The following is a 17,716-nucleotide window of genomic DNA, read 5'->3' as shown; positions in this document are numbered from 1 at the left end:
GGTAATCTTCAGCCCTTAGTGGCCAGCACTTGATGGGTCCGCGCGCGCGCCCAGATTTCAGCTTCCAACACGGATTCGAGCGTCAACTGCGAACTCGGTGTGTGTTCACTGAGAACTTGCGCAATGGTGTCCACAATATCCAGAAAGCCTATCTCTCCGGCATGGAAGGCGTGGACGGCCTCCTCGTTGGCAGCGTTGTAAACAGCGGGGCAGGTGCTTCCGCGCCGCGCCGCCTCCTTGGCAAGCTCGACGGCGGGAAACGCCACGTTGTCCAATGGCTCAAACGTCCAGGTGGTTGCCTTGCTCCAGTCGCAGGGAACAGCCGCTCCCGGAACGCGTTCGGGCCAGCCCAGCCCCAAAGCAATGGGCAGGCGCATGTCCGGGGGCGAGGCTTGGGCCATGGTGGATCCATCGGTGAACTGCACCATGGAATGCACCACCGATTGCGGGTGCACCACGGCTTCAATGCGATCCAGCGGGACGTCAAAGAGCAGGTGGGCTTCGATGATTTCCAAGCCCTTGTTGACGAGTGTGGCGGAGTTGGTGGTGACCATCATGCCCATGTCCCAGGTGGGGTGCTTGAGCGCCTGGGCCGGCGTCACGTCGGCCAATTCTTCACGGCTGCGGCCGCGGAAGGGCCCGCCGGAGGCCGTCACAATCAGCTTGTCCACCTCTTCGGCCGTGCCGGATCGCAGGGCCTGGGCCAGCGCCGAGTGCTCCGAATCCACGGGCACCAACTGCCCGGGCGATGCCGCGTCCTTGACCAGGGCGCCGCCCACAATGAGGGACTCCTTGTTGGCCAGTGCCACTATGGCATGAGTACCCAGGGCGGCCAGGGTTGGGGCCAGGCCGATGGATCCGGTGATGCCGTTGAGGACGACGTCGGCGCCGCTCTCGGTTCCCGCCCCCCAGGCGGCGATGACGGTGGAGGCATCCGGGCCGGTCACAAGGGTGGGCGCGAAGCCTGCCAAGCCGGCCGCGGCGGCACTAGCGTCAATGAGGGAACGCAAGGTCCCGGCGTCGTCCGCGGCAGTGCCAACGGCCAAAACCTTCAGCTGAACCGCCTGCTGTGCCAGCAATTCTAGGTTGCCGCCGCCAGCGCTCAGGGCAGTCACACTGAAGCGTGGACTGCCATCTGCCAGGGTTGCTTGGTCGATCACGTCGATCGCCTGGGTGCCGATGGAACCTGTTGAGCCGAGGATGATCACTTTACGATGCGCCATACCTCTAAGTATTCCGCACTTGGCGCACAACGGCAGCGCCCCGCGCCCAACCAGCCGGTTGGGCCCACGGCGGCGAGGGACCCGCTGCGGGGGCCCACTGCGGCGAGGGACCCGCTGCGAGCCTGCGAGCGGTGGGAGCTGCTGGGGACTTGCGAGCGGTGGGAGGATGGGATCACCAGAGTCCGCGCTCGGCAACCCCCTGACGAATGCTGCGAATGGCCACAAGGAGGCACTCCTGCTGCGCCACGGTGAGAGGGTCAAAAATGGCCTCGCGCACCATGGTCACATGTCCCGGCGCTGCGCTGCGAACCTTGTCCCAGCCACCTTCCGTCAGGGAAATTTCCTGGCCGCGACCATCCGAGCTGGCAGCGCAACGGCCTATGAAACCCCTGGCCTCCATGCGCCGGAGCAAATGCGAAACGCGTGAGCGCTCCCACCCGAGTATGGCCGCCAGATCGCTTGACCGCACACCTTCCGGCGGCGCCTCGGAAACTGCCGCGAGGATGGCGTACTCCCCGCCGGAAACATCAGAGTCCTGAGTGAGCTGGCGGTCAATGGCACGGGGTAGGCCAACGGTGAATTCCCTCAGCTCCAGCCAAAGCTCACGCTCGTGGGCACTGAGCCAGCGAGTCTTGGTGGCTGCTTCTGCGGTGGTTTCCGGGTTGGCCATGACATCCCTCAATAGTTGTTACGCGGTAGTTGACATATCAAGTATGTCTGGTTCATGATGGAAACATCAAGTTTTAGTTGACGCGTCATCTATCTAGGGTGGCGGGTTACCAATCTCAAGGAGCAACACGCATGACCAAGATCGCTATCGTCACCGGTTCCACCCGCCCCGGCCGCAACAACACTGGTGTTGCGGAGTGGGTTTTGGCCCAGGCTCAGCTGCGCGGAGATGCTGACTACGAGCTGGTAGACATTGCCGATTTTAACCTGCCCGTTCTGGATGAGGCGTACCCCGCCGGATACCAGAACTACCAGAATGACCACACCAAGGTCTGGGCAGCCAAGATGAACGAGTTCGACGGCTATATCTTCATCACCGGTGAATACAACCACTCGGTGCAGCCGGCCCTGGCCAACGCCATCTCCTACTTGAACGTTGAGTTCAACAACAAGGCTGCCGGCATGGTGGGCTACGGTTCAGCCTTCGGCGCCCGCGCCATCGAGCACCTGCGCGGCATTCTGTCCGAGTTGCAGGTTGCCCACGTTCAGAAGACCGGGCTGTTCTCCCTGTTCACCGACTTCGAGAACTTCGCCACATTCAAGCCCACGGAAATCCAGGCCGCATCCGTGGCCCCGATGTTCGACCAGCTGATTTCCTGGACCCACGCCATGAAGACAGTGCGCGAAGACGCCCTCGCCACCGTCTAGAGTTCCCAACGCTTTCGCAGCAATGGTGTAGTTTTACCGAACGCTCTCGCACTGAACTGCGAGAGCGTTCGGCATTTAATGACCATTGCTGCGAGAGCGTCCGGCATTTAATGACCATTGCTGCGAGAGCGTCGTGAAGTTAAGCCCCGGATGTGAGCGGGCGTTGGGGGCGGTGGGGGCGTTGGGGGGGGCGTTTTGGGTGGTGGAGGGGGTTAGCAGGCGGCGCGGCGCAGGGTCTGCTGGGCGTGCAGCAAAATGGGCCCATCCACCATCTGGCCCCTGAAGGCAAACACGCCGGTGCCGGCGGCGTCGGCTGCAGCCAACAGTTCCTGCGCCGCGGCAACGTCCGCGGGACTTGGCCGGTACGCCGCACGGATCACAGCCACCTGGGACGGGTGGATGCAGGCCTTGGCGCCAAAACCGCTGGCCACCGCGTCCTCCGACTCAGCCGCCAGCCCGTCAAGGTCGGCGAAATCGGCATAGATGGAATCGATGGCAACCTTCCCAAAAGCACCGGCGGCCAGCAGCAGCTGCGAGCGCGCATGGGTTGCCACCGCCCGGTATGCCCCTGTGCGCGGCCCGGTGCCGAAGCGGCTGGAGGTCCCGCCCAGGGATGCCACCAGATCCTCCGCACCCCACATCAACGCCACAACATTGGGTAGTTGCGCCAGCGCCGGTGCCGCCAGGATGCCCGCGGCAGTCTCACACAGGGCCACCACGTTGTAATGTGCGAGCGCGGCTATGGCCTCGGGATTCGATGCCTTGGCCACCATGATGGTGTTGAAGTTTCCCAGTGCCAGGGCTGCCAGGTCCAGCCGGCTTTCCTCGGTGTCCAGGGCATTGATGCGCACCATGGTGGTTGCCGGGTCCAGCCCGCTGGTGGCCAGGTTCTCCCGGGCCTGGGCCTTGGCCGCGGGCGCCACGGCGTCCTCCAGGTCCAGGATGACGGCGTCGGCCCGCTCGGCCGCCTTGGCGAATCTCTCGGGCCTGTCAGCCGGGGCGAAGAGCAGCGCCGGTCCCATGGTGAATTCTTTGCGCACGGAAATAGTGGGCTCCTTCTCTAGGCTGTCACCGGGGGCTAGCGTGTGGGCATCAGCAGGAACAGTGCTGTTCTGCTGGCCTTTCCCACCACGACGCCGGATTGGTTCCGTCCGGTGTGTTCCAAAGTCACAATACCTTGGCCGGGCCGTGAGGCTGAGAGGCGCTTCTCTCTCACCACCGTCTCCGTGTACAGGGTGTCACCGTGAAACATGGGGTGGGGGAAGGAGATGTCGTTCATGCCCAGCTGCGCCACGATGGTGCCCTGGGTCAGCTGTGCCACGGATTGGCCCACCATGGTGGCCAGGGTGAACATGGAGTTCATGAGGCGCTGGCCAAAGGGTTGCTCGGCACTCCATGCAGCATCCAGGTGCAGCGCCTGGGTGTTCATGGTCATGGTGGTGAACAGGACGTTGTCCGTTTCGGTCATGGTGCGCCCTGGCCGGTGTTGATACACGGTGCCCACCGACAGTTCCTCAAAGTACAGCCCGCGCTGGGTGATCACAGCGGTCACGACAGGCTCGGCCACCGGCCGCTGTGCGCGCGGGAATCCTGCGTGACCGTCACTCATACATTGTCCACATCATGCATCTCCACATTCAGTGGCGCACCCGTGGCCGCCACGATCTCTGCCATGCTGACCTCGGGCGCCAATTCCTTGAGCACCAGCCCATCCGGCGTCACTTCGATGACGGCCAGATCGGTCACAATGAGGTCAACACAGCGTTTCCCTGTCAACGGCAGCGTACACTCCGTAAGGATCTTGGGGTTGCCGTCCCTGTCCAGGTGCTCCATCATGACGATGAGTTTCTTGGCCCCGAACACCAGATCCATGGCCCCGCCCATGCCCTTAACCATCTTGCCCGGAATCATCCAGTTGGCCAGGTCACCATTCTCGGCCACCTGCATGGCGCCCAACACGGCCACATCCACGTGGCCCCCACGCACCATCCCAAAGGACAGCGCCGAGTCGAAGAACGCGGCCCCCTTGTTCACTGTCACCGTCTCCTTGCCAGCATTGATCAAATCAGGGTCGACGTCGGCTTCCGCCGGGTAGGGGCCCGTGCCCAGTATCCCGTTCTCCGAGTGGAGCACCACCTCCACCCCCGCGGGGATGAAGTTCGGTATCAAGGTGGGCATGCCAATCCCCAGGTTCACGTACTGCCCGTTGTGCAGTTCCTGTGCCACCCGGGCAGCCAGCTCATTGCGAGTCAGTGCCATGGTCAGGCCTCCTGTCCACTAGTTGCCACGGTCCGTTTTTCGATGCGCTTCTCGCTGCCCGGGGTGCCGGCCGGGACGTGGACCACGCGTTGGACGAAGATCCCGGGGACGTGGACGTGCTCGGGGTCCAGCTCGCCAGGTTCCACGAGTTCCTCCACCTCGGCAATGGTGATGCGCCCGGCCATGGCGCACAGCGGGTTGAAGTTCATGGCTGTTGCGTGGAAGACCAGGTTGCCGTGGCGGTCGCCCTTCCACGCGTGCACCAGTGCGAAGTCCGGGGTCAGGGATTCCTCCAGGACATACTCGGCGTCCCTGAAGGTGCGCACCTCCTTAGGTGGCGAGGCAATGGCCACTCCCCCGGCGCCGTCGTACTTGCGGGGCAGGCCGCCCTCGCTGACCTGGGTACCCACCCCGGCGGCCGTGTAAAACGCGGGGATACCGGCCCCGCCCGCCCGGAGCTTCTCGGCCAGGGTGCCCTGCGGGGTGAGTTCAACTTCCAGTTCGCCGGCCAAAAATTGCCGGGCGAACTCCTTGTTCTCCCCCACATAGGAGGAAATGGTGCGCCGGATGCGGCCGTCACGGAGCAGGATACCCAAGCCCCAGTCGTCCACACCGCAATTGTTGGAGATGGTTTCCAGATCAGCGGTCCCGGCGCTGTGCAGGGCGGCGATGAGTGCCACGGGGATCCCGCACAGGCCAAAGCCACCCACGGCCAGGGATGCACCGTTGTGGATGTCGTGGATGGCCGCGGCCGGGGATGCAACTACTTTGTTGATCATGACTAGTACCTTTCAGGGGTCTCGACAGGCTCGACCACCGGCTAGAGACCCAGTTCCCTGGCGATCAGCATCAGCTGGACTTCCGTGGTGCCTTCCCCAATCTCCAGGATTTTGGAATCCCGGTAGTGGCGGGCCACCGGGAATTCGTTGATGAACCCGTAGCCGCCAAAGACCTGGGTGGCATCGCGGGCGTTGTCCATGGCCGCCTCACTTGCTGTCATCTTAGCGATGGCGGCCTCGGTCTTGAAGGGTTTGCCGGCAAGCATGCGTGCGGCGGCGTCGTAGTAGGCCAGCCGGGCCAGGTGGACGCGCGCCTGCATGCGGGCAATCTTGAAGGAGATGCCCTGGTAATGGCCAATGTTGTGGCCAAAGGCGCTGCGCTCTTTGGCGTAGCGGGTGGCCTCGTCAACGCAGCCCTGGGCGCTGCCCGTGGCGAGGGCCGCGATGGCGATCCTGCCCTCATCCAGAATGGACAGGAAGTTGGCGTAGCCGCGGCCACGCTCACCCAAGAGGTTCTCCTCCGGCACCCGGACATTGGCAAACGTCAACGGATGAGTGTCCGAGGCATTCCAGCCCACCTTGTTGTAAGGCTTCTCCACGGTGAACCCGGGCGTCCCGTTGGGCACCAGGATGGTGGAGATTTCCTTCTTCACCGAGCCGTCCTTGCGCACGGAGCTGCCGGTCACGGCGGTGACGGTGACAAACTTGGTGATGGTGGTCCCGGAGTTGGTGATGAACTGCTTACTGCCGTCAACCACCCATTCACCATTCTCCAGGCGCGCCTTGGTGGCCGTGCCCCCGGCGTCCGATCCGGCGTCGGGCTCGGTCAGGCCAAAGCCTGCGAGCGCCTCCCCTGTGGTGAGGGACGGCAGCCACTGCTCCTGCTGCGCCTGCGTGCCAAAGCGGTACACAGGCATGGCGCCGAGCGAAACCCCTGCCTCGAGCGTGATGGCCACCGACTGGTCCACCCTGCCCAGCTGTTCCAGGGCCAGCGCCAGGGCGAAGTAGTCCCCGCCCATGCCGCCAAATTCCTCCGGGAAGGGCAGGCCAAACAGGCCCAGCTCACCCATCTTCGCCACCACTTCGTACGGGAAGGAATGCTCCTCGTCGTGTTTGGCAGCCACGGGGGCCACCTCGTTGTCGGCGAAGTCCCTGACCATGTCACTGAGATCCTGGTACTCGTCATTGAGCTCAAAATTTGGCACGTTATTCCCCTTCAGGGTTGTGGGTAGTTGCAAGCGGTTCATCGGGGAGCACTGTGGCCACAATTTGCTGGGCCTTCACCAGCGAGCCCACGGCCACACTGATGTGCGCTGTGCCGGCGATCGCGGCCACCAGCTGGTGTTCCATCTTCATGGCCTCCACGCCGAGCAGCACCGTGCCCACCTCGACCCGGTCCCCCGTGCTGACGTTTAGGACAGTGACGGTGCCAGGCATGGGGCTGCGCACGTGCGGATCCGCTGCAGCGTCCTCCCGTTGCCGCCCGGCCAGCATGCGTGCCACGGCCTGCTCACGGTCAAGCAACTCCAGGGAGGCACTCCACCCGCCACTGCCCAGAAACACCTCATGGTTGTCCCCGGCCAGCTGGTAGTCGCGTTCGTCGCCGCGCACCTCCTGCGGCTGCTCCCCCAGCCCGCTGACACGTACGACGCCGGACCCAACAGTGCCGCTTCCTTCCTGGCTACCGCTGACCGTCACCACCCCGGTGCGTCCGGGGCCAGCGAAGGTCATGCGCCACGGGGCCGGATCGCCCAGCCGCCATCCGTCGCTGCGGGCCCACGGGCTACCCGGCGAAGGAGCAGGCGTTTCCGTAGGCGGCGTAACGGAGACGCCAAAGGCCGCCCGCAGCCGACGCGTCGGACTGCGGACAAAGTGCGCCGCGGCGGCGTAGTCGCTGGCGTCCAGGGCCCGGAACGCCATGTCCGGCAGTTTGCGTTCGATCAAGGTGGTGTCGAGGCGGCCGGCCTGGACGTCGGGGTCGGCCAGGAGCAGGCGCAGGTATTCCACATTGGTGGACACCCCCAACACCGCATAGTCCCGCAGTGCGGCATCCAGCCGGCCAAGGGCCTGGGGCCTGTCAGCACCCCATGCGATGACCTTGGCGAGCATGGGATCGTAATTTGAGGAGATTTCCAGTCCGGGCAACAGGGAGCTGTCCACCCGCACCCCGTCCCGCAGGGCCACGGATTCATCCAGGAGCGCCACAGTCCCGGCCGAGGGCAAGAACCCGTCAGCAGGGTTTTCGGCATAGATCCGCGCCTCCACGGCATGACCCACAAGGGCCACCGACTTCTGGGTGAAGGTGAGCTGCTCCCCGGCGGCGATGCGCAGTTGCCAGGCCACCAGATCCAGGAGTTCACCCTCCACTCTGGCCACCATTTCGGTCACGGGGTGTTCCACCTGCAGCCGGGTGTTCATCTCCATGAAGAAGAACTCATCCGGGCGATCGTCGGAGACCAAAAACTCCACAGTTCCGGCGCCCGTGTAGTGCACACTGGCGGCCGCAGCACAGGCCGCAGCCCCGATGCGGGCGCGTGTGGCACCGCCGTCGTTCAGCGATTCCAACAGGGGTGAGGGCGCTTCCTCAATGACCTTTTGGTGGCGGCGCTGCAGGGAGCACTCGCGCTCGCCCAGGTGCACCACGTTGCCGAAGGTGTCACCGAGAATCTGCACCTCAATGTGCCGGGGATTGGCCACCAAACGCTCCAGGAACAAGGTGTCATCACCAAACGCGCTGGCGGCAACCCGCCGGGCGGTGGCCAGGGCTGCGGGCAACTCCGCATGACTGAACACGCTGTGCATGCCCTTGCCACCGCCGCCTGCCGACGGCTTGATGAGCAACGGGTAGCCGATCCCCTCCGCAGCGGCGATCAGATCAGCATCTGTGAGACCGGGCTGGGAAATCCCCGGAACCACGGGAACACCGGCGGCGCCGACATGGTTTTTGGAACGGATTTTGTCGCCCATAACCTTCAGGGCCTCAACGTTGGGGCCAATGAAGGTGATGCCGGCAGCTGCGAGCGCCTGCGCGAACGCCAGGTTCTCCGACAGGAAGCCATAGCCGGGGTGCACTGCCTGGGCACCGGATGCGCGGGCGGCCGCCACCACGGCGTCGATGTTCAGGTAGCTCTCCGCGGCGGATGCTGGCCCAATGCACAGCGCGGCGTCGGCCTCGCGCACGTGGCGGGATCCGGCGTCGGGCTCGGAATAGACAGCCACCGAGCGGATGCCCAGGCTGCGCAGGGTGCGGATCACGCGGGCGGCAATCTCGCCGCGGTTGGCCACCAGGACTGTATCAAAAAGAGGTGTCACAAGGGGCTCACATTCTGAAGAGGCCGAAGGATGTCTCCGGCAGCGGGGTCCGGGCGCACACGTCCAGCGCCAGGCCCAGAACGGTGCGGGTGTCAGCAGGGTCAATGACGCCGTCGTCCCACAGGCGGGCGGTGGAATAGTAGGGGCTGCCCTGGTCCTCGTACTGGGCCAGGATGGGGGCCTTGAACGCTTGTTCCGCCTCGGCCGGCCAATGATCCCCCCGCTGTTCATGCTGCTCGCGTTTGACCGTGGCCAGCACAGAGGCGGCCTGATTGCCGCCCATGACGGAGATGCGGGCGGCCGGCCACATCCACAGGAACCGGGGGCTGTAGGCGCGCCCGCACATGGAGTAGTTGCCCGCACCAAACGAGCCGCCCACAATGACCGTCAGCTTGGGCACCCGTGCGGTGGCGACGGCGGTGACCATCTTTGCGCCGTGCTTGGCGATGCCGCCGTGTTCGTAGTCCTTGCCCACCATGAAGCCGTTGAGGTTTTGCAGGAAGATCAGCGGGATCCCGCGCTGATCGCACAGCTCAATGAAGTGGGCACCCTTGAGCGCCGATTCGCTGAACAGCACACCGTTGTTGGCCACGATGCCCACGGGATGGCCGTGCAGGGTGGCGAAGCCGGTGACCAGCGTGGTGCCGTAGTTCCGCTTGAACTCGTGGAATTTGCTGCCGTCCACCAGGCGGGCGATGACCTCGCGAATGTCGTAGGGAGTGTTCAGGTCTGTGGGCACCGCCCCATACAGCTCCGCCGGGTCCGCTTCCGGGGCCCGGCTCTCACCCACAGCCCAGGCCGGGGGCGGGTTGGGCGGGAGGGTGGCCACGATGTCGCGCACAATGGCTAGGGCGTGCTGGTCATTCTCGGCCAGATGGTCCACCACCCCGGAAATGCCGGCGTGCACCTCACCGCCACCCAGCTCCTCGGCAGTGACAATCTCGCCAATGGCGGCCTTCACCAGCGGCGGCCCGCCCAGAAAGATGGTGCCCTGATTGCGCACAATCACAGTTTCATCACTCATGGCCGGCATATAGGCTCCGCCGGCCGTGCAGGAACCCAGGACGGCCGCAATCTGCGGAATCTTCCGCGCCGACATGTGCGCCTGGTTGAAGAAGATCCGGCCGAAGTGCTCCTTGTCAGGGAACACCTCATCCTGCTTGGGCAGGAACGCGCCCCCGGAGTCCACCAAGTAAATGCAGGGCAGCCGGTTCTCCAAGGCAATTTCCTGCGCCCGCAAATGTTTCTTCACCGTGAGCGGGTAGTAAGTGCCGCCCTTGACCGTGGCGTCGTTGCACACGATCATGACGTGGCGGCCCTGCACCAGCCCAATGCCGGCGATGACACCGGCCCCGGGGGACGCGCCGTCGTACATGCCGTGGGCCGCCAGTGGCGCCACTTCAAGAAAGGGGCTGCCCTCATCCAGCAGCTGGTCAACACGCTCGCGGGGCAGCAGCTTGCCGCGGGCAACATGGCGTTCACGAGACTTTTCGGGGCCGCCGCGGGCCGTCTCACACAGCAATTGGCGCAACTGTGCCACCAAATCACGCTGCTGGGCATCATTGCGGGCGAACGCATCCCCCGCCGGCTCCACCGCGCTCTGCAAAGTCTCCATCGACCCCTCATCCGCTACACTTAGTTAATAATCACTAACTGAGTTTCAGGTTAGTCTGACAATTCTGTGATGTCCAGCACCAAGGGAGGATCTGATGGAGCAAGCCACCACCAGCCGCATCCAGGCCAAGGCCAACCGCCGCTCGGTGCTGCTCAAATCTGCCGCCGCCTTGTTCGCCCAGCGTGGCTTCAGCGGCGTGTCCATTGAGGATTTGGGGGCCGCTGCGGGAGTGAGCGGGCCCGCGGTGTACAGGCACTTCAGCGGGAAGCAGGCGCTGCTCGGTGCGCTGCTGATTGGCGTCAGCGAGGACTTGCTGGCGGGCGGACGGGCCGTACTCGCTGCCACACCCAGCGTCGAGGCCTCCCTGCGCGCGCTGGTCGCCTTTCACGTTGACTTTGCCCTGAGCCAGCCGGATGTGATTAGGGTCCAGGACCGGGACCTTGATTCGCTCAGCGACGCGGACAGGGCCGCCGTGCGATCGCTGCAACGAGCCTATGTGGAGCTGTGGGTTCACGTGCTGGGGCAGCTGTTCCCGGAGCGGGAAACTACTGTTCTCCGGCTCCAGGCACAGGCAATCTTTGGCCTCATCAACTCCACCCCGCACAGCCTTCGCGTCCACGGACGCACGGGCCGGCGCAGTTCAGATGAGCGCAGTACAGATGAGCGCAGTACAGATGCGGCAACGGCCAGGACTGTGCTTGAGGCCATGGCCTGGGCCGGGCTCTCCGTTTCCCCAGCCAGCTAGAAAGCCGCCTGCCGGGCCTAGCCACCTCACTTGAACAAGCAAAAAGCGCCGGGAATCCCGGCGCTTTTTGCTCACCATGAGTTTGCAAGGAACTCAGTGGGCTGCCATGCCTCCGTGATGGCCTTCGGCGTGCTCGTGCATGCTCGGCTGCAGCGCCATGACGCCGGCAAGCAGCGCCACACCTCCAGCGATCCATGACGTCCACGTCGCTCCCATGTGTGCCGTGTAACCGGCCAGCCAGGGGGAGACGATCAGCAGTGCGGCCAGCACCATCTGAACCCATTCAGCCACAGGCTGCCCGGGGCTCATCAGATTCCAAACGCCCGTGGCCATCAGCAGTACGCCGCAACCAATCATCATGACCATGGAGCTGTTCTGCTGCGATGTCCACATTGTCGACAAAGCGGCATAAAGACCAGCTGCGACGGCAACAAAGTCCTGCCAGCGATTCCACCTCTTCATTGATACCAGCCTCCCTAAGAGTTGGCTCCCAACGTGGGGGTCATCTATAAATATACGTCCGCTCCGGCCGCGTATCCATAGCAATCACGTTGCATTAGGGGTGCAGTTCAGCCCATCACCAGCCCCATCGCAGGATCGGCCATCATGGCGCCCACGTCCGCCAAGAAGCGTGAGCCCTGAGCGCCGTCGACCAGCCTGTGATCAAAGGACAAACTGAGCGTCATGACCTGCCTCAGCGCAATGCCCCCCTGGTATTCCCAAGGTGTCCGGCGCACGGCACCGAGGGCCAAAATGCCAGCCTCCCCGGGATTCAGGATGGGGGTTCCTGCATCGATGCCAAAAACGCCAATGTTGGTGATGGAGAAGGTGCCTCCTGCCAGATCGGCCGGCGGAGTCTTGCCGGAACGGGCCGTCTCTGCCAGCTCGCCCAAAGCAACAGCCAGCCCGCGCAGCCCCAAGACCTGGGCGTCCTTGATGTTGGGCACCAGCAGCCCCCGCGGTGTGGCAGCGGCAATGCCAAGATTCAGGTAGTTGTACGCCACCACCTCCTGACTCGCTTGATCCCAGTGGGTGTTCAGCGCCGGATGCCGAGCCACCGCCAGGCTCACGGCCTTCGCCGCAAGAGTCAACGGCGTCACCTTCAGCCCGGCAAACTCCTTCAGGCCGCGCAATTTATCCAGAAACTCCATGCCGGCCGTGACGTCAACGGTCAGGAACTCGGTGACGTGCGGTGCCGTGAAGGCACTCTCCACCATGGCCGCCGCCATGAACTTCCGCACCCCCTTGATGGGCGTGCGCACCTCCCGGGCCTCCGCAGTCCCATGGCTGGGTGTGGTCGACGCCGGCGCCTCCACAACTGCCCCTGAACCGTTGGCAGGGTCCCCGGCAAAAGCGAGGACATCACCGCGGGTGATCAGACCCCGCTCCCCCGTACCCACCAGCGTGGTCAGCTCAAGGCCCAAGTCCCGCGCCAATTTGCGCACAGGAGGCGTGGACCGCGGCCTGTTCCCTTGGACCCGGGCATCGGCAACCCCGGAATTGACGGGCGCGGCAGCAAAAGTCCCGGCCGTCGAGGTGGCGCTGCTGCCCGTGGCCACCGGGCTCGCAGCTATGGCGGCAAACACGCGAGCCCGCCGGGTGGGCCGCTTGGACGATTCCGGATCGGCCCCGTACCCCACGAGCGTTGGAACCCGCTTCGGCGCGGCAGATGCGTCATTGCCTGCGACAGCCGCGGCCGGTTGTTGTGACAGGCCCCCGGGAGCGGCTTCGGGCGCCGGCGAAGCGGGCGGGGCCCCCATGGCGGGCGAAGCCGGCCTCGAGCCCGGCAGGCTGTTGGAGCCCACTGATGATCCGTCCGCCACGTCGAACGCGATGATCACCTCGCCCACTTCAACCATGGTGCCGGGTTCGTGGCTGATGGCCGTGACAACGCCGGCGTACGGCGAGGGCAACTCCACCACGGCTTTGGCCGTTTCCACTTCGCCGAGGACCTGGTTGAGAGTGACGGTGTCGCCAACAGCCACATGCCAGCTGACGATCTCCGATTCGGTGAGGCCTTCGCCCAGGTCTGGAAGCTTGAATTCGGCAATCATTGTCATCCTTCCAGCCCCGTGAGGGAGTTGGGACGGCCCAAGGCGCGGTCAACGCCGTCGAGCATACGGTCAAGATCGGGCAGGTGGTGCTTTTCTAGCTTGGACGGCGGGTACGGGATGTCGAAACCGGTGATCCGCACGGGTGCCGCTTCAAGGTAGTTGAAGCAGCGCTCGGTCATGGCGGCGGCGATTTCGGCGCCAAGGCCCAGAGTCTCGGAGGCCTCATGGGTGATGACCAGGCGACCGGTGCGGCGCACGGATTCCTCCAGCGGGCCGTAGTCAATGGGGGAAAGGGAGCGAAGGTCGATCACCTCGACGGAGATGCCGTCGTCCGCTGCGGCCCGGGCCGCGTCAAGGGCTGTCGGCACCAGCGGGCCGTAGGTCACCAGGGTGACGTCGGTGCCGGGGGAAACCACGCGGGCGGCGCCCATGGCGGGGGCCAGGGCCAGGTCGGCGTCAAGGTCCACCTCCCCCTTGCTGTGGTAGCGGCGTTTGGGTTCAAAGAACAGCACGGGGTCATCGCTGGCAATGGCCTGGCGCAGCAGCGTGTAAGCGTCCTGCGGATTGGAGGCGCTGACAACGCGCAGCCCCGAGGTGTGCACAAAATAGGCCTCAGGGGACTCGGAGTGGTGTTCCGGGGAACCAATGCCGCCGCCGAAGGGGACGCGGATGGTCAGCGGCATGCGGACCTGTCCGTGGGTGCGCATGTGCAGCTTGGCCACCTGGGACACAATTTGGTCAAAGCCGGGGTAGATGAAGCCGTCAAACTGGATCTCGCACACGGGCCGGAATCCCCTGTAGGCCAGGCCCACGGCTGTGCCGATGATGGCACTTTCCGCCAGCGGGGTGTCGATGACACGGTGTGAGCCAAAGTCCTTCATGAGTCCGTCGGTCACCCGGAAGACACCGCCGAGCGTGCCGATGTCCTCGCCCAGGAGGACCACTTGAGGATCGTCCTCCATGGCCCTGCGCAGCCCGGCGTTGATGGCCTGGGTCAGTGTAAGTGTGCTCATCGCTGATTTCCTTCCGCGCTGGAGTTGCCCGCAGCGGCCCCGGCAAAGCCGGCCAAGTACCTCGCATAGTGCTCGCGCTGACGGTCAAGGATGGCGTGTTCGCCGGTGTAGACGTTGTCAAAAAGTGTCATGGGTTCCGGATCCGGCATGCCAATGCAGCCCGCACGCAGTTCGGCGGCCACGGCGTCGGCTTGCGCCGCCACCTCGGCTTCAGCACCGGCGTCGAGCGTTCCATTGTTGGTCAAGAATGTGCGGACCCGGGCGATGGGATCCTTGGCACGCCACTCCTCCAGCTCGGCGGCCTCCCGGTAGCGTGTGGGGTCATCGGCCGTGGTGTGGGGGCCCATGCGGTAGGTGACGGCTTCGATGAAGCTGGGCCCGCCACCGCTGCGGGCGCGGGTGGCGGCCCACTGCGTTGCGGCAAGGACGGCCAGAACGTCGTTCCCGTCGACGCGCAAGCTGGGGATGCCGTAGCCGGGAGCGCGGCCGGCTAAGGGAACATGGGCCTGCAGTCCCACGGGTTCCGAGATGGCCCAGTGGTTATTTTGGCAGAAGAAGATCACCGGTGTCTGGAAACTGGCGGCAAACACCATGGCCTCGTGGACGTCGCCCTGGCTGGTGGCGCCGTCGCCCAAATAGGCGATGGCCAGCGATTCCTTGCCGTCCATGGTCAGCCCCATGGCGTACCCCGTGGCGTGCAGGGTTTGCGCGCCAATAATGATCTGAGGTGTGGCCATGTTAACTTCGTAGGGATCCCAACCGGTGTTGGCGCTGCCACGCCAGGTGCTCATGATTCCGGTGAGGTTGGCGCCGCGGCAATAGGCAACCCCGTTTTCGCGGTAGGTGGGGAAGATGAAGTCGTCGTCCTCTATGGCCCGGACTGAGCCAATTTGCGCCGCTTCCTGGCCCAGCATGGGCGGCCATAGGGCCAGTTGGCCCTGGCGTTGCAGGGCTGTTGCCTCAAAGTCGATGCGCCGAATGACCACCATGTCCTGGTACAGCTTGAGCAATTGCTCATTGTCCACGCCGGCCACGAAAGGGTCCAGGACCTCATCCGTGACGCGGGTGCCGGCTGCCGTTATGAGTTGGTGAATCACTGATTCTGTTGGTGACCCGGTGTTTGCCGAAGTGTCCAGCACGGTGGTTCGCCTCCTTAGAGTTTTGCAGGCTCACAAACCGCCTGAAAAAATTGTTCGCGCACGGTGGGGCAGCGCCATTACCGCCCTCACTGTGACCCTACTCACGTCAGGCAGGAGGCGCAATGTCCTTTTCAGAAACTGATCATTGTGCCCTATTTGCGACGGAGTAACCGTGCTAATCTGCGCATTATGCATACTTTAGATGGAACAGACGCCCGCATCCTTTTGGCCATGGTGGCGGACCCGCGCCAAACAGTGGTGGCCATGGCTGCCACCCTTGGCTTGTCGCGCAATACTGTCCAGGCCCGCTTGGCGTCCCTGGAGAAGCGGAACGCCTTTTTGAACTTTGACCACAGGGTCAGCACGGCAGCCCTGGGGTACCCGCTGACTGCCTTTATTTCCGTGCATGTGCAACAACAAAAGTTGGGTGATCTGGCCACATCCCTGGCATCCATCCCCGAGGTGGTAGAGGTCCACGGACTCAGCGGGCGCGAGGACTTGCTGGTGCGTGTGGTGTCCAAAGGCGCCGAGGACCTGTTCCGGATCAATGGAAAGATCCTGGCGTGCGACGGCGTCGAGCGCACCGAAACCTCCCTGGCCATGAATGAACTGGTTCCTTTCCGCCTCACTCCCCTGCTGCAAAGGGAACTGGGAAAATAGTTCTTCCGCCAGCCAATCCGTAGTCGTGCGCACTCCGAACCACTGTTATGGGTTCGTGTTGAACCCTCTCGGGACAGGACGAAGAAAACTCTTTCTTCGTCGTCAGGAAAAGGATAATCATCATGCGCACTTCACCGAACAGATTGCTAGCCACCGTTTTCGGTGCCGTTTACCTCTTAGTCGGCATTTTAGGTTTCTTTGTGACCAGCGGGATCGGCTTCTTCGCCACTGAGGGCAGGAACTTGATCATTTTTGAGGTCAACCCCATGCACAACGTCATCCACCTGGCCATCGGTGCGGCACTGCTGTTTGCTGGCCTCTCCAACGTCAGTGCCGCCAAGACCATGAACTCCACCGTGGGAGCTGTTTACCTGCTGGTTGGGATCGTCGGGTTGTTCCTTCCGGGAACCGCCTTGAACATTATTGCCCTCAACGGCGCTGATAACGTTCTCCACCTGGGCAGCGCCTTCGTCCTGCTGGCTGTTGGTCTCTCACAGGACCGCACCGTCGCAGCACGAGCCGCCTGAGCATGACAACCGCCCAGCATCTGGGAGCTCCGCCCATTGCTGGGCGGGTTCCCGCCCGGGTGTTGCTCCGCGGCCGGCGAAGGCTGGAGAGCACCACCCGGACAGGAACTGAGTTGACTTCGCTGTACGCAAGTTTGGCGTTTTTGGGGATCGCCGCACTCGCAATCGCTGCTGCATCAAGTTTGCTTCCCGGACTGGGCGGGGAACCCGCTGACGCAGATAGGGTATTGCTGGCCACCGCTCCGTGGCAGTGGGTGGCCGGCGTTGCCTCCGCAGTTTACGGACTGGCAGCCCTGGCTTACGGATTCATCTCCTTCAGAAGCGGCAGAATCAAACGGGCAGGAACGCTGCGTCTGGTGGTGTCCGCAGCAGCACTCGTCCACCTCACCGGCTTGTTGTTTGGACTGTGGCGGATACCTGAGGCCAGCCGAACGTTCGACATGACGCTAGCATCCCTGCTGGCCCTGGAGCTCTCGGTCATAGCCGTCCTTGGCTGGCGGCGGAACGCGGCGCTGCGGCAGGAATCCAAAACCCGCAAGGAACCCACGGCAGCGGCAGTGGTTGGTACGCTCTTCGCCGCATCAATCCTGGTTGCCGCCCTGACGACAGTGGGCATGGCGGCCTCCACCGCCGGCGAACTTGCCGTTCCGCACTCAGGACACAGTGAAACCGACAAGAGCCCTTCGGTTCCCAGCAACATCCAGCAACTGAAGAATCAAGACCACCAGCACTAGCAACTTTCATTCCCCTGGTGGCTGCAAGCAAATGGCCCCGACCCTTCGTCCCAAGTGACGAAGGGTCGGGGCCATTTGCTGTGGTTGGGGAGGAGCTGGATGGGCCCACGCGCCCGAGGGACCCGAAGTGCAGACGCGCCAGCGGCTGTAGTTCGGGAGGGCGTGGGGACTGATATGTGGGAACTTTTGTCAAGAGGCATCGGTGTGCGGCTCCCATCTTTTTTGGTGGGGGCCGCTTTCTTGGGTGCTTTCCGGGTGTGGCGGTCGTGCTGGCGAGTC

At 64.0% G+C, this 17,716-nt stretch carries 18 protein-coding genes; 5 read left to right on the top strand and 13 right to left on the bottom strand.

Annotated features, from left to right (window positions below; genetic code table 11):
• Window positions 1-8: 8 nt before the first annotated feature.
• Both dxr and ACX80Q_RS09365 read right to left on the bottom strand, forming a co-directional pair.
• A complete protein-coding gene (dxr, locus tag ACX80Q_RS09370) occupies window positions 9-1,223 on the bottom strand; it encodes a 1-deoxy-D-xylulose-5-phosphate reductoisomerase (RefSeq protein ID WP_459330264.1) in 1,215 nt (404 codons plus the stop codon).
• 172 nt (window positions 1,224-1,395) lie between these two features.
• On the bottom strand, window positions 1,396-1,893 hold the full coding sequence (locus tag ACX80Q_RS09365; RefSeq protein ID WP_459330263.1) for a MarR family winged helix-turn-helix transcriptional regulator: 498 nt from the start codon (window positions 1,891-1,893) through the stop codon (window positions 1,396-1,398).
• A 131-nt stretch (window positions 1,894-2,024) separates the two neighbouring features.
• On the opposite strand from ACX80Q_RS09365, the gene ACX80Q_RS09360 reads away from it, so the two are divergent.
• Window positions 2,025-2,600: an NADPH-dependent FMN reductase gene (locus ACX80Q_RS09360; RefSeq protein ID WP_459330262.1), complete on the top strand. Its 576-nt coding sequence runs from the start codon at window positions 2,025-2,027 to the stop codon at window positions 2,598-2,600.
• A 212-nt stretch (window positions 2,601-2,812) separates the two neighbouring features.
• Here ACX80Q_RS09360 and ACX80Q_RS09355 read toward each other — a convergent pair whose 3' ends face one another.
• Genes ACX80Q_RS09355 through ACX80Q_RS09325 form a run of 7 tightly spaced genes read right to left on the bottom strand, consistent with a single transcriptional unit; the run spans window position 2,813 to window position 10,565 of the window.
• Entirely contained in the window at window positions 2,813-3,622 is an 810-nt protein-coding gene (locus ACX80Q_RS09355; protein WP_459330344.1) for an HpcH/HpaI aldolase/citrate lyase family protein, read from the bottom strand.
• 56 nt (window positions 3,623-3,678) lie between these two features.
• Window positions 3,679-4,152 carry a MaoC family dehydratase gene (locus ACX80Q_RS09350; protein WP_459330343.1) on the bottom strand — a complete coding sequence of 158 codons (474 nt, stop codon included), beginning with the start codon at window positions 4,150-4,152 and terminating at the stop codon, window positions 3,679-3,681.
• Window positions 4,153-4,205: 53 nt separating this feature from the next.
• The gene (locus ACX80Q_RS09345; RefSeq protein ID WP_459330261.1) at window positions 4,206-4,859 is read right to left on the bottom strand and encodes a CoA transferase subunit B; all 654 of its coding nucleotides are present in this window, start codon (window positions 4,857-4,859) and stop codon (window positions 4,206-4,208) included.
• A gap of 2 nt (window positions 4,860-4,861) precedes the next feature.
• Window positions 4,862-5,638 carry a CoA transferase subunit A gene (locus ACX80Q_RS09340; protein ID WP_459330260.1) on the bottom strand — a complete coding sequence of 259 codons (777 nt, stop codon included), beginning with the start codon at window positions 5,636-5,638 and terminating at the stop codon, window positions 4,862-4,864.
• Window positions 5,639-5,679: 41 nt separating this feature from the next.
• Window positions 5,680-6,843 carry an acyl-CoA dehydrogenase family protein gene (locus ACX80Q_RS09335; RefSeq protein WP_459330259.1) on the bottom strand — a complete coding sequence of 388 codons (1,164 nt, stop codon included), beginning with the start codon at window positions 6,841-6,843 and terminating at the stop codon, window positions 5,680-5,682.
• Window position 6,844: 1 nt separating this feature from the next.
• Window positions 6,845-8,950 (bottom strand): acetyl/propionyl/methylcrotonyl-CoA carboxylase subunit alpha, encoded by a 2,106-nt coding sequence (locus tag ACX80Q_RS09330; protein WP_459330258.1) that lies wholly within the window; start codon window positions 8,948-8,950, stop codon window positions 6,845-6,847.
• A gap of 7 nt (window positions 8,951-8,957) precedes the next feature.
• Complete coding sequence (locus ACX80Q_RS09325; protein ID WP_459330257.1) at window positions 8,958-10,565, bottom strand: carboxyl transferase domain-containing protein; 1,608 nt, start codon at window positions 10,563-10,565, stop codon at window positions 8,958-8,960.
• A 94-nt stretch (window positions 10,566-10,659) separates the two neighbouring features.
• Between ACX80Q_RS09325 and ACX80Q_RS09320 the strand changes: the two genes are divergently transcribed.
• On the top strand, window positions 10,660-11,310 hold the full coding sequence (locus tag ACX80Q_RS09320; protein WP_459330256.1) for a TetR/AcrR family transcriptional regulator: 651 nt from the start codon (window positions 10,660-10,662) through the stop codon (window positions 11,308-11,310).
• A gap of 93 nt (window positions 11,311-11,403) precedes the next feature.
• On the opposite strand, the gene ACX80Q_RS09315 is transcribed toward ACX80Q_RS09320, so the two are convergent.
• The 4 genes from ACX80Q_RS09315 to pdhA form a co-directional block, all read right to left on the bottom strand.
• Entirely contained in the window at window positions 11,404-11,772 is a 369-nt protein-coding gene (locus ACX80Q_RS09315) for an SPW repeat protein (RefSeq protein ID WP_459330255.1), read from the bottom strand.
• 107 nt (window positions 11,773-11,879) lie between these two features.
• Window positions 11,880-13,364: a dihydrolipoamide acetyltransferase family protein gene (locus tag ACX80Q_RS09310; RefSeq protein WP_459330254.1), complete on the bottom strand. Its 1,485-nt coding sequence runs from the start codon at window positions 13,362-13,364 to the stop codon at window positions 11,880-11,882.
• 2 nt (window positions 13,365-13,366) lie between these two features.
• Window positions 13,367-14,377: an alpha-ketoacid dehydrogenase subunit beta gene (locus ACX80Q_RS09305; RefSeq protein ID WP_459330253.1), complete on the bottom strand. Its 1,011-nt coding sequence runs from the start codon at window positions 14,375-14,377 to the stop codon at window positions 13,367-13,369.
• Window positions 14,374-15,516: a pyruvate dehydrogenase (acetyl-transferring) E1 component subunit alpha gene (gene pdhA / locus ACX80Q_RS09300; RefSeq protein ID WP_459330252.1), complete on the bottom strand. Its 1,143-nt coding sequence runs from the start codon at window positions 15,514-15,516 to the stop codon at window positions 14,374-14,376. The genes ACX80Q_RS09305 and pdhA overlap by 4 nt, the downstream gene beginning before the upstream one ends.
• Window positions 15,517-15,705: 189 nt before the next feature.
• Here pdhA and ACX80Q_RS09295 point away from each other — a divergent pair, with 189 nt between their 5' ends.
• The 3 genes from ACX80Q_RS09295 (at window position 15,706) to ACX80Q_RS09285 (ending at window position 17,437) form a co-directional block, all read left to right on the top strand.
• On the top strand, window positions 15,706-16,176 hold the full coding sequence (locus ACX80Q_RS09295) for an Lrp/AsnC family transcriptional regulator (RefSeq protein WP_459330251.1): 471 nt from the start codon (window positions 15,706-15,708) through the stop codon (window positions 16,174-16,176).
• Window positions 16,177-16,298: 122 nt separating this feature from the next.
• Window positions 16,299-16,703 (top strand): DUF4383 domain-containing protein, encoded by a 405-nt coding sequence (locus tag ACX80Q_RS09290; protein ID WP_459330250.1) that lies wholly within the window; start codon window positions 16,299-16,301, stop codon window positions 16,701-16,703.
• Between the two features lie 113 nt (window positions 16,704-16,816).
• Window positions 16,817-17,437 carry a hypothetical protein gene (locus ACX80Q_RS09285; protein WP_459330249.1) on the top strand — a complete coding sequence of 207 codons (621 nt, stop codon included), beginning with the start codon at window positions 16,817-16,819 and terminating at the stop codon, window positions 17,435-17,437.
• The last annotated feature ends 279 nt before the right edge of the window (window positions 17,438-17,716 follow it).

The organism is Arthrobacter sp. HLT1-20 (assembly GCF_054510895.1).
This window is presented reverse-complemented; position numbering and strand designations above follow the sequence as displayed.